This is a genomic window from Streptomyces albofaciens JCM 4342 (genome assembly GCF_008634025.1).
GTDB lineage: Bacteria > Actinomycetota > Actinomycetes > Streptomycetales > Streptomycetaceae > Streptomyces > Streptomyces albofaciens.
The window spans coordinates 3,160,756-3,178,446 of the sequence record NZ_PDCM01000001.1 but is presented as its reverse complement, the minus strand read 5'-3'; the positions used below and the strand labels follow the sequence as shown (position 1 = coordinate 3,178,446).

Genomic DNA, 17,691 nt, shown 5'->3' with positions numbered 1-17,691 from the left:
GGACTCCGTTGAGGTCGCCACCTGAATTCACGGCAACCGCCTGGAAGAGTCGCCCCTAAGTTGATCTCTCCCCGGCTGCGGACGGCTCGGGGAGTTGTATCCGTACGACAAAGGGGGAACACCCATGTCCACTGCCACCGACGCCGTACTGGTCACCGGGCTCGGCGCCACGACTCCGCTGGGCGGGGACGCCGCCTCGACCTGGGACGGCATGCTGGCCGGGCGGTCCGGCATCAGCGTTATAGAGGAGGAGTGGGCGGCCGCGCTGCCCGTACGGATCGCGGGCCGCCTCGCGGTCGAACCGACCGAGGTCCTGGACCGCGTGCAGGCCCGGCGCATGGACCGCTGCGAGCAGGTCGCGCTCGTCGCGGCGCGCGAGGCGTGGGCCGACGCGGGCGCGCCGGAGGTCGAGCCGGAGCGGCTTGCCGTGGTGATCGGTACGGGTACGGGCGGCGCGCTCACCCTGCTCGGCCAGGACGACGTACTGGAAACCTCCGGCGTACGGCGGGTGTCCCCGCACACCGTGCCGATGCTGATGGCGAACGGCCCCGCCGCCTGGGTCAGCATCGAGCTGGGCGCGCGCGGCGGCGCCCACACCCCGGTCAGCGCCTGTGCCTCCGGGGCCGAGGCGATCGCGATGGGCCTGGACCTGATACGTCTCGGCCGCGCCGACGTGGTGGTCGCGGGTGGCGCCGAGGCCTGTGTCCATCCGCTGCCGCTGGCCGGGTTCGCCCAGGCCAAGGCGCACTCGACGCGGAACGACGAGCCGCAGCGGGCGTCCCGCCCGTTCGACGCCGACCGGGACGGCTTCGTGATCGGTGAGGGCGCGGCCGTGGTCGTCCTGGAGCGCGCCGGATTCCGCGCGGCCCGCGCGCACGCCACCCTCGCGGGGGCGGGCGTCACCGCGGACGCGCACCACATCACGGCCGCCCACCCCGAGGGGCAGGCCCGCGCGATGCGGCTGGCGCTGGCCGCCGCCGGCCTGGCCCCGCGCGAGGTGGCGCACGTCCACGCCCACGCCACCTCCACGCCCATGGGCGACCTGGTGGAGGCCCGGTCGGTGACGGACGCCATCGGCACCCACCCGTCCGTCACCGCGACCAAGTCGATGACCGGGCACCTCTTCGGGGCGGCCGGAGCGGTCGGCGCACTCGCCGCGATCCTGACCGTACGGGACGGCATCGTGCCCGCGACGCGGAACGTGGACACGCTCGACCCGGAGATCGGACTCGACGTCGTCACGGGCGAGCCGCGCAAGGGCGCGGTGTCCGCCGCCCTGACGAACTCCTTCGGCTTCGGCGGGCACAACGCTTCGCTGATCTTCACGCCCGCGCCCTGACGGGCGTGCGGGACGGGCGGGGCGCGGCCGGGCGCGGGCGCGCCGTGTTCATCCCCGCGCCCGCCGGTACGCCGCCACGCGCTCCCGGGTCGCGCAGCGCCGCGAGCAGTAGCGGCGCGGCGGGCCGCTGCCGAGGGTGAGATAGACGTTGCGGCAGGCGGGCGAGGCGCAGACGCCGCCGGGCGGGCGCTGGTGGTTCCACAGGAGGACCAGCAGGCTCAGGCACGACGAGGCGAGGAACCATTCGCCCCACGGCGCGTCGTCGGCGCTGTCCAGGTGCGGGTGCCAGGGGGCGGTGCCGTGGTGCGAGGTGAGGCGCAGCGTACCGGCGGTGTCCCGGAGGAGGCGGTTGAGCGTCTCGGCGGCGCGGTCGGTGCATTCGGCCGCGAACACCTCGCGGAGCCGTAGGGCGGCGGACCGCAGCTCCGCGAGATCGCCCGCGGACAGTTCGATCGGACCGTCCTCACCGTGTTCGCGCAGGACCCCGGCGACCGTGTCCGCCGACGGCACCTCGTCCACCAGGGCGTTCACGAGGGCGGCGGTACGCCGGGCGGTGGTCTGCACCGAATGCCGGGTGGTCCATTCACGGCGTGCGGCGGGTGTCCGTGTCTCGCCGTGGTGTCCGGCGGGTGGGGGTGTGGGCTGCGCGGCGGGCTGGGGGCTGGGCTGCATGGCCGGTGGGGACGTGGACTGCTTAGCGGGCGGGGGCGTGGACTGCCTGGCCGGTGGGGACGTGGACTGCCTGGCCGGTGGGGACGTGGACTGCCTGGCCGGTGGGGACGTGGACTGCCTGGCCGGTGGGGACGTGGACTGCCTGGCCGGTGGGGACGTGGACTGCCTGGCCGGTGGGGACGTGGACTGCCTGGCCGGTGGGGACGTGGACTGCCTGGCCGGTGGGGACGTGGACTGCCTGGCCGGTGGGGACGTGGGCTGCATGGCGGGCTGGGGCGTGGACTCCATACGAGCCGACGGTAGTGCGGCATCCGGCGGCGTGTAACGCATCTGGTCAGAGTTTCCGTTACGTACCTACCGTGGCGCGCATGCGAAAGCATTACGCGGTGGGATCCGCCCTCACCGGCGCGGCACTGGCGCGCGCGGGCGACGAGATGTCGGGCCCCGCCCTCTTGGTGGCCGGGCCCGTGTTCACCGGATCGGCGTCCACGGGCCCGGCGCTGCTGGCCGGCATCACGGCCGCCGCGGCGGTCGGCGGCCCGCTCTTCGGCGTCCTGCTCGACCGGTCCGCCAGGCCGGGACGCCTGCTGGCCGGCGCGCTCGCCGGTTACGCGGCGGCGCTGACCGTCGTCCTGGGGAGCCTGGGGCACGTACCGGTCGTCGTCACGCTGCTCGTCGCGGTGGGGGCCGGGCTGCTGGGACCGGCCCTGTCCGGCGGCTGGACCGCGCAGATGCCGCGCGTCGCGCCGCGCGGACTGCTGCCCCGGGTGACCGCCCTCGACGCGATGACGTTCAACGCCGCTTCGCTGGCGGGCCCCGTGCTGGCCGGGCTGGTCGCCGGGGCGGCCGGGGCGGCGGCCGGGGTGCTGGTGGCGGCCGCTCTGATCGTGGTGGCCGTGCCGTGTGCGTATGCGCTGCCCGGGGGGCCGCGCCGCGCCAACCCGCGCCGGTCGCCGACGGCCCCCTCCGTCCTGGCCGGGCTCGCGGCCGGGTTCCGGGCCGTCCGCCACACCCCGCCGCTGGCCCGCGCGACCGTGACCTCGGTGGTCTCCTGTACGGGCCAGGGCGTACTGACCGCTTGCAGCCCGCTGCTCGGGGCGCGGATCTTCGGTGACGCGCGGCACGGCGTGCTCCTGCTGTCCGTCGTCGCCGCCTCCGCCCTCCTCGCCAACGCGGGGCTCGCCCGCCGGCCCGGACTGCTGCGCCCGGACACCGTCCTCGCGTGCAGCACCGCCGTACTCGCCGTCGCGCTCCTGATGACGGCGGCGGCCGGGCCGCCCGCGCTGCTCCTCGGCGCGGCGGTGCTCGTGGGCCTGGGCGAGGGGCCGCAGCTGACGGCGCTGTTCGCGGTGCGCCACCGGGAGGCGCCGGAGCACCTGCGCGGCCAGGTCTTCACCACCGGCGCGAGCCTGAAGATCACCGGCTTCGCCCTCGGGGCGGGCCTCGCCGGACCGCTCGCCGCCCGGTCGCTGTCCGGCGCCCTGCTGACCGCCGCCGCGCTCCAGCTCCTCGCCGGGCTGCTCTTCCTCGGCTGCACGCTGCTGATCCGCCGCCGTACCGGTACGCGGACCGCATACGCCGAGGAGGACCACATACGCCGATGAAGCGCGTACCCCCTCGCCCCACCGGACACCGGGCTCGTAGGGTGCTGCCCATGCTCCTGTGGATCAACGGCCCTTTCGGCGGCGGCAAGACGCAGACCGCGCACGAGATCCGGCGCCGTCTTCCCGGCAGCGTCGTCTGCGACCCCGAACGCGTCGGCTTCGGCCTGCACCGGATGACGCCCCCGGCGCTGCGCGGCGACTTCCAGGACTTCCCGGCATGGCGGCAGGGCGTCTACGAGGTGCTCGACCTGGTGCTGACCAAGCACCCCGGCACGGTGATCGCGCCGATGACGCTCGTGGAACCGGTGTACTTCCAGGAGACCGTCGGCCGGTTGCGCGAACGCGGTCACGACGTACGGCACTTCGCGCTGCTCGCCGAACGGCGGACGGTGCTGCGGCGGCTGCGGGAGCGCAACTTCGGGCATGTCGTGGGGTTCCTCGCCGGGAAGGACACCCCGCTGCGGCGGGAGAGCTTCGCCGTGGCGAAGCTGGACCGCTGCCTGGAGCGGCTCAGCGGCCCGGAGTTCGCCGACCACGTGTGGACCGACCGGCTCACGGTGCCGCAGGTCGCCGACCACATCGCCGCCACGACCGGGCTCGACCTGGCGCCCAACACCGACAGCGCGCTCCAGGGGCGGATGCGCCGTACGTGGACGAGCCTCAAGCACATCCGCTTTTGAGGCGGTGGGGTGTGGGGAGCACCGGGCGTGGGGTGTAGGGCGTGGAGTGGGTGTGGAGTGGGTGTGCGTGGGTTGTGTGTGCGTGGGGTGTGCGGGTGCGGGCTGTGGGCGGGCGCGGGGTGGGCGGGCAGCCGGTCACATTGCACGGAAACGGTTCGTCATAGAGGTGACGGAACCCGACGGGAGAATGTGACCGGTGGACGAGAACGATTTTCTGGCGGAGCGCTTCGAGGAGCACCGAGCGCATCTGCGGGCGGTGGCGTACCGCATGCTCGGTTCGCTGAGCGAGGCGGACGACGCCGTGCAGGAGGCCTGGCTGCGGCTGAGCCGGTCCGACGTGAGCGGTGTCGGCAACCTCGGCGGGTGGCTGACGACCGTGGTCGGCCGGGTGTGCCTGGACATGCTGCGTGCGCGGACGGCGCGCGGTGAGGAGTCCCTCGACGTACGCGTGCCCGACCCGGTCATCGGCGGAGCCGCGGACGGGATCGACCCCGAGCACCAGGCGCTGCTGGCCGACTCGGTGGGACTGGCCCTGCTGGTGGTGCTCCAGACACTGGCGCCTGCGGAGCGGCTGGCGTTCGTGCTGCACGACATGTTCGCCGTGCCCTTCGAGGAGATCGGACCGGTGGTCGGGCGCACCCCGGCCGCGGCGCGGCAGTTGGCCAGCCGGGCGCGCCGCCGGGTGCGGGGAACGGCCACGCCGGACACCGACCTGGCCCGGCAGCGGGAGGTCGTGGACGCTTTCATGGCCGCGTCGCGCGCCGGTGACTTCGAGGCGCTGGTCGCGGTCCTCGATCCGGACGTGGTGCTCCGCGCCGACACGGGCGCCGGGTTCCCGGGCCTGGCCGCGACGGCCCGTGGGGCGCGGGAAGTGGCCGGGCGGGCCTTCATGTTCCGGCGCTTCGCGCACTTCGCCCGGCCCGCGCTGGTGAACGGGGCCATGGGCATCGTGACGGTCGCGGACGGGGAGCCGGTGTCCGTGATGGGGCTGACGATCACGGGCGGCAAGGTCGTCGCGATCGACATCCTCGCGGATCCGGAGCGGTTGCGGGGGCTCGGGCTGGGGCCGGATGTGGCGGAGAGGGAGGGGCGGGGGTAGCGGGGCCGTCTTCCGGGCGGGGCGGCGCGGGGGCGGCATTCCGGGCGGGGCGGCACGGGGGCATTCCGGGCGGGCGGCGCGGGGGGCATTCCGGGCGGGGCGGAGCTCTGGGCGGGCCTGCGGAGTTCCGCAGGTGGAACCGGGGGTTTTCCTCATGGTCGCGGGCCCGGCGCTCCGCATAGCCTGGGAATCGCCGCAGCGGGAGGGCGGCAATCCGCGAGGCGCACCCGACCCGTGTGCCGCGTCCGTGCACGACTTGGGGGGAATCCGTGCGTCGTCATCTCCGCGTTCTCGGGGCCGTCGCCGTGGCCGCTGTCGGTATGAGCGGACTCGGCGCATGCGGCTTGGTGAAACAGTCCACGTACGAGGACGACGCCCGGCTCCCGGCCCGCGTCACCTCCGTCCGGCTGGACAGTGGTTCCGGCGGTCTCACCCTCCGCGGGAAGACGTCGCTCGACACGGTCTCGGTCCACCGCAAGCTCCGGTACAGAGGCGACCGGCCGCAAAAGGCGTCCCACCGCGTGGAGAACGGCGTGCTGGTGCTCGGTGGTTGCGGGAACGGCTGCTCGGTGCATTACACGGTCGAGGTGCCGGCCGGCCTTCCGGTGACCGGTGAGACCTCGTCCGGCGCGGTCGGTCTGTCGAACGTCGGCGAGGTACGGGTGCGCACCTCCTCCGGCGCGGTGAATCTGGACGGCGTGACCGGCGCGGTGGACGTCCGCACCACCAACGGCCGTATCCACGGGCGCGGTCTGAAGGGCAACGGCGTACGCGCGCAGACGTCCAACGGCGCCGTCGACCTCACCACCGAAACACCGCAGAGCGTCCGCGCCAAAACGACGAACGGCGCCGTCACCCTCACCGTGCCCGGCGGCAAGCGCGACCACTACCGAATATCGGCGAAGACGGACAACGGGGACAAGAACATCGGCGTGCCCCACGATCCGGCCGCCGCGTACCGGCTCGACCTCACGACGACGAACGGAGATGTGACGGTCAAGGAGAGCTGAGCGCCGCGGGCGCGGTAGCCCGGGGTGGCCGGACGGCGGCACCGCGGCTTCCCTGGCGTATCGGGGTCCTGCCGGTCGGGTGTCGGCGGCTTGTCGGCGGGGTCCGGCACCTTTGCGCAGGAACTGCCGGGTGCCCTCCCGACAGGTATGCGAGACGCAAGGAGCCCCCATGACCACCTCCGACGAGATGACCACCTCGGCCACCTCGGCCACTTCCGACGAGACCTTGGTCCTCATCCACGGCGCGCAGCACGGCGGCTGGTGCTGGCGCAAGGTCCTCGGCCCGCTGCGCGGCCTGGGCCACGACGTGCACGCGATCACGCTCACCGGCCTCGGTGAGCGGGCCCATCTGCTGACCCCGGACGTCGATCTGAACACGCACATAGCCGATGTGCTGGCGATGATCGAGGCGGAGGAGCTGAGCGGTGTGACGCTGGTCGGCCACAGCTACGGCGGTATGGTCGCGGCCGGCGTCACCGCCCGGCTGCGGCATCCGGCCGTACGCCGTCTGGTCTATCTGGACAGCCCGGTACCGGTCGACGGCGACAGCGTCAGCGCGGTGCACCCGCAGGTCCACCGCCTCGCCCGGGCACACACGGTGGTCGACGGGGTGGCTGTGCTTCCGGTCGGCGAAGCGACCGCGATGGGGGTCCGGGGCGGCGACGCGGCCTGGGTGCAACGCCGGTTGACCCCGCATCCGTACGGCACGGTCCGCACGCCCCTGCGCCTGCCCGACGGCTGGAACGACGGCGTCGAGCAGGTCTACATCCGCTGCGTCTCCGGAGCGGACGGCCGGGCCCGGTCCCACCTGGACACGTCCCGGGTCGACGAGGCGGCCGGCTGGCGCTACTTCGAGTTGGAGAGCGGCCACGACGCGATGATCGACGCGCCCGACGGGCTGGTCGCGCTGCTGAAGGAGGTGTGCGCCACCGGGCAGACCACCGTATGACCGCGATGTCGCGGGCGGCCGTTCACCACGCCGGCGCACCCCCGCGTCGAGAGGGCAGAGGGCGATGAGGCCGTGCGGGCGCCCGTGGACCGATGCCACGGGCGCCCGCCCCCGTCACGTGGTCAGGTGGCGAAGCGGAGGCCGCTGCTGCTGCCGGGGCGTCCGGCGTTCCGGCAGGAGGGCCACGGCCGGAACTCTCAGGTGGCGGAGTCCTCTTCCACGGCGCCGCCCCCGTACGGCCGGGTGATGAGTTCCATTCCGTGGCCGGCCGGGTCGAGGAAGTAGACGCCGCGCCCGCCGTCGTTGTGGTTGATCTCGCCCGGCTGCTTTCCGTGCGGGTCCGCGTAATAGGTGAGGCCCGCCTGCTGGATGCGGGCGAAGGCCGTGTCGAATTCCGCTTCGCTGATGAGGAACGCGTAATGCTGCATGACGATCGACTCCGCCGGGATGGTGGCGAAGTCCAGGGTGACGCCGTTGCTGGTCTCCAGCGGGACGAACGGGCCCCATTCCTCGCCGACTTCGAGCCCGAGGATGTGCGCCAGGAATTCCGCGGATTCCCGGTTGTCCCGGGAGTGGATGATGGTGTGGTTCAACTGCACTGACACTGTGGAATGCCTCCGTAAGGCAATCTCACGGGCACCTCCATGCCTCACCCGGCCGGTGACCGACACGCGATGCCGTCGCGGCCGATGGTAGGCGGCGATGCCCGTTCCGTCGAGCGGCTCAGCGGCCCGGGCGCTTGACCGCGTGACCGACGAGGACCGTTTCGACGCCGCTGATGCCCAGGCCGGTCAGATCGTGGGTGATCAGCCGGTAGAGGGCGGCGAGGTCCCGCACCCAGACGGCGGCGTGCAGGTTGGCGGCGCCGGTGGTGGCGAACGCGCCGTGCACGGCCGGGTGTCGGGCCAGGGCGCGGCCGACGGTGTTCAGGTGGTCCGGGGGCACCTGCATCATCACGTTCGCGTCGATGTGCAGTCCGAGGCGCTTGGGATCCACGACCACCTGGGTGCTCAGCCGGCCGTCGGCCATCAGGCGGGCGAGACGGCGCCGGACGGTGGAGGCGGGGTGCCCGGTGCGGGCGGCGATCGCCGCGGCGGGGGTACGGGCGTCGTCCTGAAGGGCGGCCATGATGTCGCGGTCCACCGGGTCGGGGACGGAACCGCCCCCTGGTGGTCCGAAGTCGCCCGGCGGCAGGGTCAGGGCGGCGCGTTCCTCGGGAGTGAGGACGTCGTGGCGCCAGTCGGACGCCTCGGCGAAGACGTGCAGCACCGTGGCGGCGGACACGGACGCCACCGCGGGCGTGGCGGGCAGCTGCCGGAACACGAGGTGGTCGCGGGAACCCGGTTCGGTCAGCGATACGGCGGTGATCTCGTCGCCCGAGGCGGACAGGTCGATGAACGGGACGTCCGGGCGGGCGGCCAGGGCCGCGGTGAGGGCGTCCAGCTTGCCCTTGAGGACCTTGATGCGCAGGAACAGCGCGCCGACCGAGTCGGGCCGTACGGGCACGGCGACGACCTTGACCGTGCCGTCGCCCGTCAGTGCCCGCCAGCGGCGGTGCACCGTGCGGGGGTTCTCCCCCAGCACCTCGGCGGCCCGTTCGGCGCTCAGCCGCCCGTCGCACTGCAACGCGGCGATCAGCCGCTGATCACGGAGGCCAAGAGGGGAGGTGTCACGCACACATTCGCTCGTTTCTTGCGCCATGCAGGACAGTTTCGCTCACTCTCCCGGGCTGGATCGACCGATCCGAGCCCCCACAGCGCAGGATCAGCACATCGTCCGCCCCGAAATGCGAACTCAGCGGGCTCCAGCGGGCCCGACAACCCCACCAGCCCAACAGCTCAGCAGCCCAACAGCCCAACAGCGCAGCCGGAGAAGCCCCGGAACGCGGACATCCCGCAGAACACGAGAAGAAATTATGACGACGACGGAAAAGAACATGACGACGTACGCCTCCCTGCTCGCCCCCATGGCCGCCGCCGCCCACGAAGTCGGTGCCCTTCTGGTCAACTCCCCGCAGCCCGCCGCCGCTCCGCCCGCCGACACCATGGACGAACTGGCCACGGCCTACCTCGCCGTCGAGGGCCCGGCCACCGCCGTCATGCGCCGGCATCTGGACGCGCTGCTCCCCGGCGTGCCCTGGGCCGAGGAACTTCACGGCGAGCACAGCCTCGGCAGCGGCGCGGACGCCGGGCTGCCGGCGGCCGGTGACGCGTGGATGGTGGACGTGATCGACGGTGCCGTGCAATACATGCAGGGCCTGCCGCAGTTCTGCGTCAGCCTCGCCCTGGTACGGGACGGCGAGCCGGTGGCCGCCGCCCTGCACGCGCCGCTGCTCGGCGAGACGTACCTGGCCGCGGCCGGGCACGGCGCCACCCGCAACGGGGAACCGATCGCCCCGTCGTCCCGGTCCCGGCTGGAGGCGGCCCTCGTGGCCACCAGCGCTCCGCCCTTCATCGCGGAGCAGCCCACGGCCGCGGCGTCGGCCGGGCGGTCGCTCGCCGCGGTCCTGCCCGCCGTGAGCGCCGTCCGCAACCTGGGCCCCACCTCGTGGCAGATAGCCGACACGGCGGCGGGGCGGCTGGACGCGTTCTGGGAGTACGGCCGGGACGACGCCAACCTGCTGCCCGGCGCGCTGGTCGCGCGCGAGGCGGGTGCCGTCGTCACCGACCTGGAGGGCCGCCCGTGGCAGGCCGGGGCGGCCGGATTCCTCGCGGCACCGCACGGGTTGCACGCGTCGCTGCTGGAACTGCTGAAGCCGTGACCGGTGGTGCCGCTCCATCGTCCCCGACGACCCGCCCGCCTGAACGGCGGCCTGAGGTGGCCTGGGACAGCCTGAAGCGGTGAAGCGGCCAGAAGCAGGCAAAAGCGGCCAGTTGAGCCTACGGCCGGATTACCCCTGTCCGGCCGCAGGCGTGACGGAAGGGGCGTAACGGGAACAGCCGTACGGGCGATGACGGGGAGCATGACGACTCGATTAGCAGCGGCCTGGTGGGCCCTCGTCCTCGCCGTGACCGCCCTGTTCGCGGCGGGCCCCGCCCTCGCCGCGGACGCCGCCACCACCGCACACACCACCGCCACCACCACGCACGCCACCACCACCACCGCCACCGCCACCGCCACCGCCACCGGCCCGGACATGGCCGTCTCCCAGGCGGGGAACTACCCGACGCGGCCCAACAGTTACGGGAACTTCTCCGTCCAGTGGACCTCGGTCGGCACGGCCGACGTCACCGGGATCACTCATCTGACCGTGGACCTGCCGCCCGGCCTGAAGACCAGTGGCGCGCTGATGTACTCGACGCCGTACGACTACACGTTCAGCGAGCGCGTGTCGCCGGACGGGCGGCATCTGGAGGCGACCTTCCGGGGGACGCGGGTGCCCGGTCGCGGTGACTTCATGAAGGTGCAGGTGACCTCGGGTGCGGATCGGCCGGCCGGGGTGATCAGGGCCACCGTCGCCCACCGCGACGACGTGAACCCCGCCAACAACGTCAGTACGTATACGGTCAACGGCCCGCAGCAGCCCGCCGGGACGCCGGACCGGCCGGTGGTGACCGCGATCGACACGGTCACCGGGCCGGGCGTCGGCGGCACCGCCGTCACCCTCACCGGGACCGGCCTGGACACCGGATTCGTCCTCTTCGGCAACGACCAGGCCAAGAACGTCAGCTGCACCGCCACCCAGTGCACCGCCACCTCGCCGGGCGGCTCCGGCAGCGTCCCGGTCACCGTCGTGACGCCGGGCGGAGCGGCCGGAGCGCCGGGCGGCTTCGCGTACACCGGGCCGCCGCCCACGCCGCCCGCCGCCCCGGTGGTGACCGGGCTGAGCGTGCGCGGCGGCCCGTCGCGGGGCGGGACTTCGGTGTATGTGCTGGGCTCGAACCTGGCGGGCGGCACGATCGCGTTCGGGGACGCGGCGGCGGCGCACGTGTCCTGCGGGGATTCGTTCTGCAGCAGCACCTCGCCCGCCGGATCGGGCACCGTGCACGTCACCGTGACGACGGCGGGCGGCACGAGCGCGACGGTGGACGCGGACCGGTTCACGTACACGGACACGGACACGGACGCGGACACGGACGCGACACCGTAGCGCGAGGGACGGTGCCCCGCGGCGCCTCACCCGTCGCGGCAGCACCATTGCACCGATCGGTGCCTGCTGGTTAGCTCTTGAGGGCTCCCGACCGTCCGGCTCGGGGGCCCGGGAGCGGCCGCACACGGTTCTTCGGAACCTCGGACCGGTTCTTCGAGGGGGTGGCCGGTGATGGGCGACGCACCGGGCGGGGGCACGGGCAAGAGACGCACGGCTGCGGGGCGCAGCGGCACAACACGCGCGGATACGGGAAGCGCGAGTACGGATACGGGAAGCGCGAGTACGGATACGGCAGGGCTCACGGCAGGGTTACGGGTGCGGGACCCCCGTGTCCCGGCCCCCACCCCACCGCCCCGGCCAAGCGCCCCCGCACGCCGCCACCTCCTCCGCACCGGCGCCGCCCTCGCCGTGGGCGCCGCGAGCGCGCCGCTGCTCGCCGGCTGCGCGCCTTCGGAGGCGGACAGCGTCGGTGCCGACGGCAGGATCACCGTCGAGATGTGGCACGGCCAGGCCGACACCGGCCGCAAGGCCATCCAGTCCCTGGTCGACGACTTCAACCGCCGGCAGTCCCGTATCCGGGTGGACGCCGGGGGCGGCGGCGTGGTGGCCGACGCGATGCTCCAGAAGGTGACGGCGGCGCTGGCCGCCGGCTCGTACCCGGACATCGCGCTGATCTTCGGGGCCGATCTGGCGCGGGTCGCGCGCAGTCCGCGCGTGGTCGACCTCACCGACACGCTGCGGGACACCCCGTACTGGCCCCGGTTCTGGGGCTCGGTCCGCGAGGCGGTCACCCTCAACGGCAAGGTGCGGGCCGCGCCCGCCGTCCTGGACACCCTGTGCGTCGTCTACAACCGGAAGCTGTTCCGGCAGGCCGGGGTGCCCTACCCCAGACCGGGCTGGACCTGGGACGACTTCATCCGTACCGCGCGCCTGCTGACCGACCCGGGCCGCGGCACCTTCGGTACGGGCTGGCCCGGCACCGGCGACGAGGACACCGTCTGGCGGCTGTGGCCGCTGGTGTGGGACCTCGGCGGCGAGGTCATCGCGCCGGACGGGCACAGCATCGGCTTCCGGGACGTCGGGGAGCGGGCGCTCGGCACACTGGCGCGGCTCGCCGCCGACAAGAGCGTCTACGTGGACCCGAAGCCGGGCAGCGAGCAGATGCACCAGGTCTTCATCGGCGGCCGGATGGGGATGATGGCCACCGGCCCGTGGGAGCTGCCGGACATCGTGGCGGGCGAGGTCGACTACGACGTGGTGGCACCGCCGACATACAGCGGCCGGCCGTGCACGATCTCCGGGCCGGACACCTGGACCGTGTTCGACAACGGTCCGGCCCGCTCGCGGGCGGCGGTCGAGTTCCTGCGCTGGCTGGGCGACCCGGCGCAGGACGTGCGGTGGGCGGTGAACGGCGGCAGCCTGCCGCTGAGCACGGCGTCCGCCCGGCGGCCCGAGTGGCGGCGCTACGAGGGGCGGACCACCGGACTGCCGGTGTTCACCACCGCGTTGAGCACCGCGCGGGTCCGGCCCGTCCACCCGGCGTATCCGCAGATCTCGCAGGCGGTCGGCGAGGCGATCGTCGCCGTGCTGCTGGGTCGCCGTTCCCCCGCCGAGGCGCTGCGCACCTGCGCCGAGAAGGCCGACGCGGCGCTGCTGATCCCCCGATGAGACCGGACGACGCGCACGACGCAGCGGCCGGACACGGCCGGACGGGAGAGGGTGCCATGCCGCCGAGGCCGCGCGGTGACCACCGTACGAGACCGGGACGTACCGACTCGGAGCGCATGGAGAAAGGGCGTACGGAGAAAAGGCGTACGGACTCGGAACATGCGGAGAAAGGGCGTACGGAGAGCACGGACACGGGGCGTACGGAACCGGACCGTCCGCCCCGCCGCACCACCCCCCGGCGCACCATCCCCCGCCCCCTCACCCTGAGCCCCCGTCACGACACCCCCGGCCGCCGCCGGCCCGGAGACCGGCACCCGTCCGGCCCCACCCCCCGCCGCCCCCGTACGCTCGCCGCCCGCACCCGCCGGGAGAACGCCACCGCCTGGGCGTTCATCAGCCCCTCCGTCCTGATCATCCTGGGCCTGAGCATCGTCCCCGTCGTCTGGTCGCTGCTGCTCTCCTTCCGGGCGGACGACCTGGTCACGCCGGGGCGCTGGGTGGGTCTGGACAACTACCGCGCGCTGGTGCGCGACCCGGGCTTCCGTACGGCCGTGGAGAACACCCTCGTCTACGCGGGCCTGTACGTGCCGCTCAGCCTGGCCGGCGGCCTGGTGCTCGCGCTGGCGCTCAACCGCCGTATCCGGCTGATCGGCCTCTACCGGACGCTGATCTTCGTACCGTTCGTGATCTCGGCCGCCGCGCAGGGCGTGCTGTTCTTCTTCATCCTCGACCCGCAGTTCGGCGTGGCCAACTCCCTGCTGCACCACCTGGGCGTGTCCCGGCAGGGCTTCCTCTCCGACCCCGGGCAGGCGCTGTACCTGCTGGTGCTCATCTCGCTGTGGAGCGGCGTCGGCTTCTGCGTCGTCGTCTACCTGGCCGCGCTCCAGGACGTGCCGCAGGAGCTGATCGAGTCCGCGCGGCTGGACGGCGCGAACCGGCTGCGGGTGCTGTGGCACATCAAGCTGCCCTCCCTGACGCCGGTGACCGTCTTCCTGCTCCTGTGGGAGCTGATCACCGCGCTCCAGGTCTTCGACCTGATCTATGTGACCACGAAGGGCGGCCCGCTCGGGTCGACCACCGTCATCGTCTACTTCGTATGGGAGCAGGCGTTCCAGATGTTCACCGCCGGATACGGGGCCGCCGCCGCGTACGTCCTCGCCGCCGCCCTGCTCGTCGCGGGCGCCGCCCTGCGCCTGTACCGGCGGCGCCGGCCGGACGCCACGCCGGACGGAGCGGTGCGGTGACCGCGCCCGCGGCCGTGCCGCCCGGCACCGCGCGCCCGCGCGGGACCACCGCGCCACGGCGCCCGGCCCGCCGCCGTCGCCTGCCCTTCAGCGCCTGGCACCTGCTGCTCGCGCCGCTGTCGGTGGGCTTCGCGCTGCCACTGGTGTGGCTGGTGCTCAGTTCGGTGATGACCAACGCCGAGATCAACCGCTTCCCGCCCGCGCTGTGGCCGTCCGGGATCGATCTCGGCGGGTACGACTACGTGCTGGGCAACGCGATGTTTCCGCGCTGGTTCGCCAACTCCTCGGTCGTCGCGGTCACGGCGGTGTTCTCCAACCTGCTGCTCGGATCGCTGGGCGGTTACGCCTTCGCCCGGATGCGGTTCGCCGGGTCCCGGCTGCTGCTCGGGCTGATGCTGGCGACCATGGTCATCCCGTTCCAGCTGACCATGATCCCGACGTTCCTGGTGATGAAGCGGCTGGGGCTGATCGACACGCTGGGGGCGCTGATCGTGCCGTCGCTGGTCACGCCGTTCGCGGTGTTCCTCTTCCGGCAGTTCTTCCTCGCACTGCCCCGGGAACTGGAGGAGGCGGCCTGGATCGACGGCTGCTCGCGGCTGCGGGTGCTGTACTCCGTCGTGCTGCCGCTGGCCCGCCCGGCGCTGGCCACGGTCGCCGTGCTGACCTTCCTGACCACCTGGAACGATCTGACCTGGCCGCTCATCGCCATCAACCACGACACCCAGTACACGCTCCAGCTGGGGCTGACCACCTTCCAGGGGCAGCACCACAACCGGTGGTCGGCGATCATGGCGGGCAATGTGATCACCGTGTTGCCGGTGCTGGTGGCGTTCCTCTTCGCGCAGAAGACCTTCATCCAGTCGCTGACGTCGAGCGGGCTGAAGGGGTAGCCCTCTGCTGGTCCGTCTGCTCCGCTCCCCGCCCAGCCCCCGCCCCGGAGGTGTCCGTGCCCCGTCCCTTCGATCTCCTCGTGATCGGCGACGCCAACCCCGATGTGGTGGTCGGCCCGGTCCCGCGCACACCGGAGTTCGGGCAGCGCGAGCAACTGGTCGGCACCGGGCGCCTGTTGCCGGGCGGTTCGGCCGCGATCACGGCCTGTGGCGCCGCCCGGCTCGGGCTCCGGGTGACGTTCGCCGGGCGGGTCGGCGACGACGCCGCGGGCGCCTTCGTCCGTACGGCACTGGCCGGGCGCGGCGTCGACGTCTCGGCGCTGGCCACCGACCCGGAGCTGCCCACCCCGCTGACCACCGTCCTCACGCACGGCGCCGACCGCGCGATCCTCACCGCCCCCGGCTGTCTGGCGGCCACCGGGCCGCAGGACGTGCCGGACCGGCTGCTGGCCGCGGCCCGGCACGTCCACGCCGGATCGTTCTTCCTGATGCCGCGGCTGGCCCGGTCGCTCGGCGACCTCTTCGCGCGGGCCCGCGGGCACGGCGCGGCCACCTCGCTCGACACGAACGACGACCCCGCGCAACGCTGGGACCCGGAACTCCTCGGCCCCGTCCTGAAGTCGGTCGATCACCTGCTGCCGAACGCGGCGGAGGCACGGGCGCTGGCCGCCACGCTGGCACCCGGGTCGGCGGAGGAGGTGTCTGAGGGGACGCCGGAAGGCGACCGGCCCGGCACCGGCCCGGCCTCCGCTGCCGCCGCCCTCGCCCGCCTCGGCCCGCTGGTCGTCGTCAAGGACGGCGCGGCCGGCGCGCTCGCCCACGACGGCGCCGTCCTCACCCGTACCGCCGCCGTGCCCGCCGACCCGGTGGACACCGTCGGCGCGGGCGACAGCTTCGACGCCGGCTTCATCGCCGCGGTCCTGCACGGCCTGGACCTGCCCGCGGCCCTCTCCTTCGCCGCGGCCTGCGGCGCCCTGTCCACCCGCGCCCACGGCGGTACGGCGGCCCAGCCCACCTGGGACGAGGCCCGTGCCGCCGCCCTCACGACCCGACCAGGGAGCCACGCATGACCAGCACCGCCCCGACCGGCCGCACCGGCATCGGCACCGGCACCGGCGCCGTGAAGATCGCGTTCATCGGCGCCGGCAGCGTCGTCTTCACCCAGGGCCTCCTCGCCGACCTGCTCGCCTTCCCCGAGCTGCGGCGCATCCACGTCGCCCTGCACGACATCGACGCCGAACGCCTCGCCACCGCCGAGGGCGCGGCCCGCCACATCGCCGCCACCCGCGGCGCCGAGCCGCGCATCACCGCGCACCCCGACCGGCGCGCGGCACTCGACGGCGCGGACTTCGTCATCAACACCGTGCAGGTCGGCATGAACGCGGCCACCCGTACGGACTTCCGCATCCCCGCCCGCTACGGCCTGCGCCAGACCATCGGCGACACCCTCGGCGTCGGCGGCATCTTCCGCGCGCTGCGCACCTTCCCGCTGCTGCGCGCCCTGGCCGACGACATCGCCGAACTCTGCCCGGACGCCTGGCTGCTGAACTACACCAACCCGATGGCGATGAACGTGATGTACCTGGCGCGGGCCACGCCGCTGCGCCGCGTCGTCGGCCTGTGCCACTCGGTCTACTGGACCGTGCGCGACCTCGCCGAGCTGCTGGACGTCCCCTACGAGGAGATCACGTACCTGGCCGCGGGCGTCAACCACCAGGCGTGGGTGCTGCGGTTCGAGCGGGGCGGGCGGAGCCTGTACCCGCTGCTGGACGACGCGATCGCCAAGGACCCGCAGCTGCTGCGCCGGGTGCGCGTGGACATGTACCGCAGGCTCGGCTACTACCCGACCGAGACCAGCGAGCACTCGTCCGAGTACGTGCCCTGGTATCTGCACCACGACAGCGAGGTGGAGCGGCTGCGGCTGCCGATCGGCACCTACCTGGACATCATCGAGGAGAACACCGCCGAGTACGAGAAGACCCGGGACGCGCTCGCCGCGGGCACACCGCTGCCGGTGGAGGGCACGATGGAGTACGCGCCGCAGATCATCCACAGCGTCGTCTCCGGCACCCCGCGCACCGTCTACGGCAATGTGCCCAACCACGGCCTGGTGGACAACCTGCCCGCCGAGGCGGTGGTGGAGGTGCCGTGCCTGGTGGACTCGCTGGGGGTGCAGCCCACCCGGGTCGGCGCCCTGCCCCCGCAGTGCGCGGCCCTGAACCGGACCTATGTGAGCGCGAACGATCTGGTCGTACGGGCGGCGGTGGAGGGCGAGCCGCGCCACATCCGGCACGCGGCGATGACGGACCCCGCCACCGCCGCCGCCCTCCCGGTCGAACGCATCTGGGACCTGTGCGACGACCTCGTACGCGCCCACGCCGACCTGCTCCAGCCGGACCTGCGCGCCGTGCTGGGGCACTGAGGCGGGCGCCCGGGGCGGGACCCG

At 73.5% G+C, this 17,691-nt stretch carries 17 protein-coding genes; 14 read left to right on the top strand and 3 right to left on the bottom strand.

The genetic code is table 11. The features are described from left to right. Window positions 1-124: 124 nt before the first annotated feature. Window positions 125-1,339 (top strand): beta-ketoacyl-[acyl-carrier-protein] synthase family protein, encoded by a 1,215-nt coding sequence (locus tag CP973_RS14280; RefSeq protein WP_150240737.1) that lies wholly within the window; start codon window positions 125-127, stop codon window positions 1,337-1,339. Window positions 1,340-1,387: 48 nt separating this feature from the next. On the opposite strand, the gene CP973_RS14275 is transcribed toward CP973_RS14280, so the two are convergent. After that, complete coding sequence (locus CP973_RS14275; RefSeq protein ID WP_150240735.1) at window positions 1,388-2,011, bottom strand: CGNR zinc finger domain-containing protein; 624 nt, start codon at window positions 2,009-2,011, stop codon at window positions 1,388-1,390. Here CP973_RS14275 and CP973_RS39985 point away from each other — a divergent pair. From CP973_RS39985 to CP973_RS14245, 6 genes are all read left to right on the top strand, one after another. Continuing rightward, a complete protein-coding gene (locus CP973_RS39985) occupies window positions 2,010-2,336 on the top strand; it encodes a hypothetical protein (RefSeq protein WP_167538333.1) in 327 nt (108 codons plus the stop codon). The two genes, CP973_RS14275 and CP973_RS39985, sit on opposite strands and share 2 nt — an antisense overlap. A gap of 43 nt (window positions 2,337-2,379) precedes the next feature. After that, complete coding sequence (locus CP973_RS14265; RefSeq protein WP_244409485.1) at window positions 2,380-3,615, top strand: MFS transporter; 1,236 nt, start codon at window positions 2,380-2,382, stop codon at window positions 3,613-3,615. Between the two features lie 50 nt (window positions 3,616-3,665). Further along, complete coding sequence (locus CP973_RS14260; RefSeq protein ID WP_150240733.1) at window positions 3,666-4,295, top strand: ATP-binding protein; 630 nt, start codon at window positions 3,666-3,668, stop codon at window positions 4,293-4,295. A gap of 196 nt (window positions 4,296-4,491) precedes the next feature. Further along, complete coding sequence (locus CP973_RS14255; RefSeq protein ID WP_150240731.1) at window positions 4,492-5,394, top strand: sigma-70 family RNA polymerase sigma factor; 903 nt, start codon at window positions 4,492-4,494, stop codon at window positions 5,392-5,394. 269 nt (window positions 5,395-5,663) lie between these two features. Beyond that, window positions 5,664-6,404, top strand: a complete 741-nt coding sequence (locus CP973_RS14250; RefSeq protein WP_208853180.1) for a DUF4097 family beta strand repeat-containing protein — start codon at window positions 5,664-5,666, stop codon at window positions 6,402-6,404. A 169-nt stretch (window positions 6,405-6,573) separates the two neighbouring features. Then, a complete protein-coding gene (locus CP973_RS14245) occupies window positions 6,574-7,353 on the top strand; it encodes an alpha/beta fold hydrolase (protein WP_150240727.1) in 780 nt (259 codons plus the stop codon). A 197-nt stretch (window positions 7,354-7,550) separates the two neighbouring features. On the opposite strand, the gene CP973_RS14240 is transcribed toward CP973_RS14245, so the two are convergent. Together CP973_RS14240 and CP973_RS14235 are read right to left on the bottom strand one after the other, a co-directional pair. Next, window positions 7,551-7,958: a VOC family protein gene (locus CP973_RS14240; protein WP_150240725.1), complete on the bottom strand. Its 408-nt coding sequence runs from the start codon at window positions 7,956-7,958 to the stop codon at window positions 7,551-7,553. A 118-nt stretch (window positions 7,959-8,076) separates the two neighbouring features. After that, a complete protein-coding gene (locus tag CP973_RS14235; protein ID WP_244409483.1) occupies window positions 8,077-9,030 on the bottom strand; it encodes an AsnC family transcriptional regulator in 954 nt (317 codons plus the stop codon). Between the two features lie 238 nt (window positions 9,031-9,268). Here CP973_RS14235 and CP973_RS14230 point away from each other — a divergent pair, with 238 nt between their 5' ends. The 7 genes from CP973_RS14230 (at window position 9,269) to melA (ending at window position 17,667) form a co-directional block, all read left to right on the top strand. Beyond that, window positions 9,269-10,114, top strand: coding sequence for an inositol monophosphatase family protein (locus tag CP973_RS14230; protein WP_244409481.1), 846 nt, complete (start codon window positions 9,269-9,271; stop codon window positions 10,112-10,114). Window positions 10,115-10,315: 201 nt separating this feature from the next. Continuing rightward, window positions 10,316-11,443: an IPT/TIG domain-containing protein gene (locus CP973_RS14225; protein WP_150240721.1), complete on the top strand. Its 1,128-nt coding sequence runs from the start codon at window positions 10,316-10,318 to the stop codon at window positions 11,441-11,443. Between the two features lie 171 nt (window positions 11,444-11,614). Then, window positions 11,615-13,111, top strand: a complete 1,497-nt coding sequence (locus CP973_RS14220; RefSeq protein WP_425281965.1) for an ABC transporter substrate-binding protein — start codon at window positions 11,615-11,617, stop codon at window positions 13,109-13,111. 116 nt (window positions 13,112-13,227) lie between these two features. Next, complete coding sequence (locus CP973_RS14215; protein ID WP_244409479.1) at window positions 13,228-14,355, top strand: carbohydrate ABC transporter permease; 1,128 nt, start codon at window positions 13,228-13,230, stop codon at window positions 14,353-14,355. Next, window positions 14,352-15,245, top strand: a complete 894-nt coding sequence (locus CP973_RS14210) for a carbohydrate ABC transporter permease (protein WP_167538332.1) — start codon at window positions 14,352-14,354, stop codon at window positions 15,243-15,245. The genes CP973_RS14215 and CP973_RS14210 overlap by 4 nt, the downstream gene beginning before the upstream one ends. A 56-nt stretch (window positions 15,246-15,301) precedes the next feature. After that, window positions 15,302-16,315, top strand: a complete 1,014-nt coding sequence (locus CP973_RS14205) for a carbohydrate kinase family protein (RefSeq protein WP_150240717.1) — start codon at window positions 15,302-15,304, stop codon at window positions 16,313-16,315. Continuing rightward, window positions 16,312-17,667, top strand: a complete 1,356-nt coding sequence (gene melA / locus CP973_RS14200; RefSeq protein ID WP_150240715.1) for an alpha-glucosidase/alpha-galactosidase — start codon at window positions 16,312-16,314, stop codon at window positions 17,665-17,667. The genes CP973_RS14205 and melA overlap by 4 nt, the downstream gene beginning before the upstream one ends. Window positions 17,668-17,691 lie beyond the last annotated feature (24 nt).

Bases quoted from the DNA above. Each gene is read 5' to 3' on its own strand.
- CP973_RS14280 (WP_150240737.1), top strand. From the start codon at position 125: ATGTCCACTGCCACCGACGCCGTACTGGTCACCGGGCTCGGCGCCACG.
- CP973_RS39985 (WP_167538333.1), top strand. From the start codon at position 2,010: ATGGCCGGTGGGGACGTGGACTGCTTAGCGGGCGGGGGCGTGGACTGC.
- CP973_RS14275 (WP_150240735.1), bottom strand. From the start codon at position 2,011: ATGCAGCCCAGCCCCCAGCCCGCCGCGCAGCCCACACCCCCACCCGCC.
- CP973_RS14265 (WP_244409485.1), top strand. From the start codon at position 2,380: ATGCGAAAGCATTACGCGGTGGGATCCGCCCTCACCGGCGCGGCACTG.
- CP973_RS14260 (WP_150240733.1), top strand. From the start codon at position 3,666: ATGCTCCTGTGGATCAACGGCCCTTTCGGCGGCGGCAAGACGCAGACC.
- CP973_RS14245 (WP_150240727.1), top strand. From the start codon at position 6,574: ATGACCACCTCCGACGAGATGACCACCTCGGCCACCTCGGCCACTTCC.
- CP973_RS14230 (WP_244409481.1), top strand. From the start codon at position 9,269: ATGACGACGACGGAAAAGAACATGACGACGTACGCCTCCCTGCTCGCC.
- CP973_RS14225 (WP_150240721.1), top strand. From the start codon at position 10,316: ATGACGACTCGATTAGCAGCGGCCTGGTGGGCCCTCGTCCTCGCCGTG.
- CP973_RS14220 (WP_425281965.1), top strand. From the start codon at position 11,615: ATGGGCGACGCACCGGGCGGGGGCACGGGCAAGAGACGCACGGCTGCG.
- CP973_RS14215 (WP_244409479.1), top strand. From the start codon at position 13,228: ATGGAGAAAGGGCGTACGGAGAAAAGGCGTACGGACTCGGAACATGCG.
- melA (WP_150240715.1), top strand. From the start codon at position 16,312: ATGACCAGCACCGCCCCGACCGGCCGCACCGGCATCGGCACCGGCACC.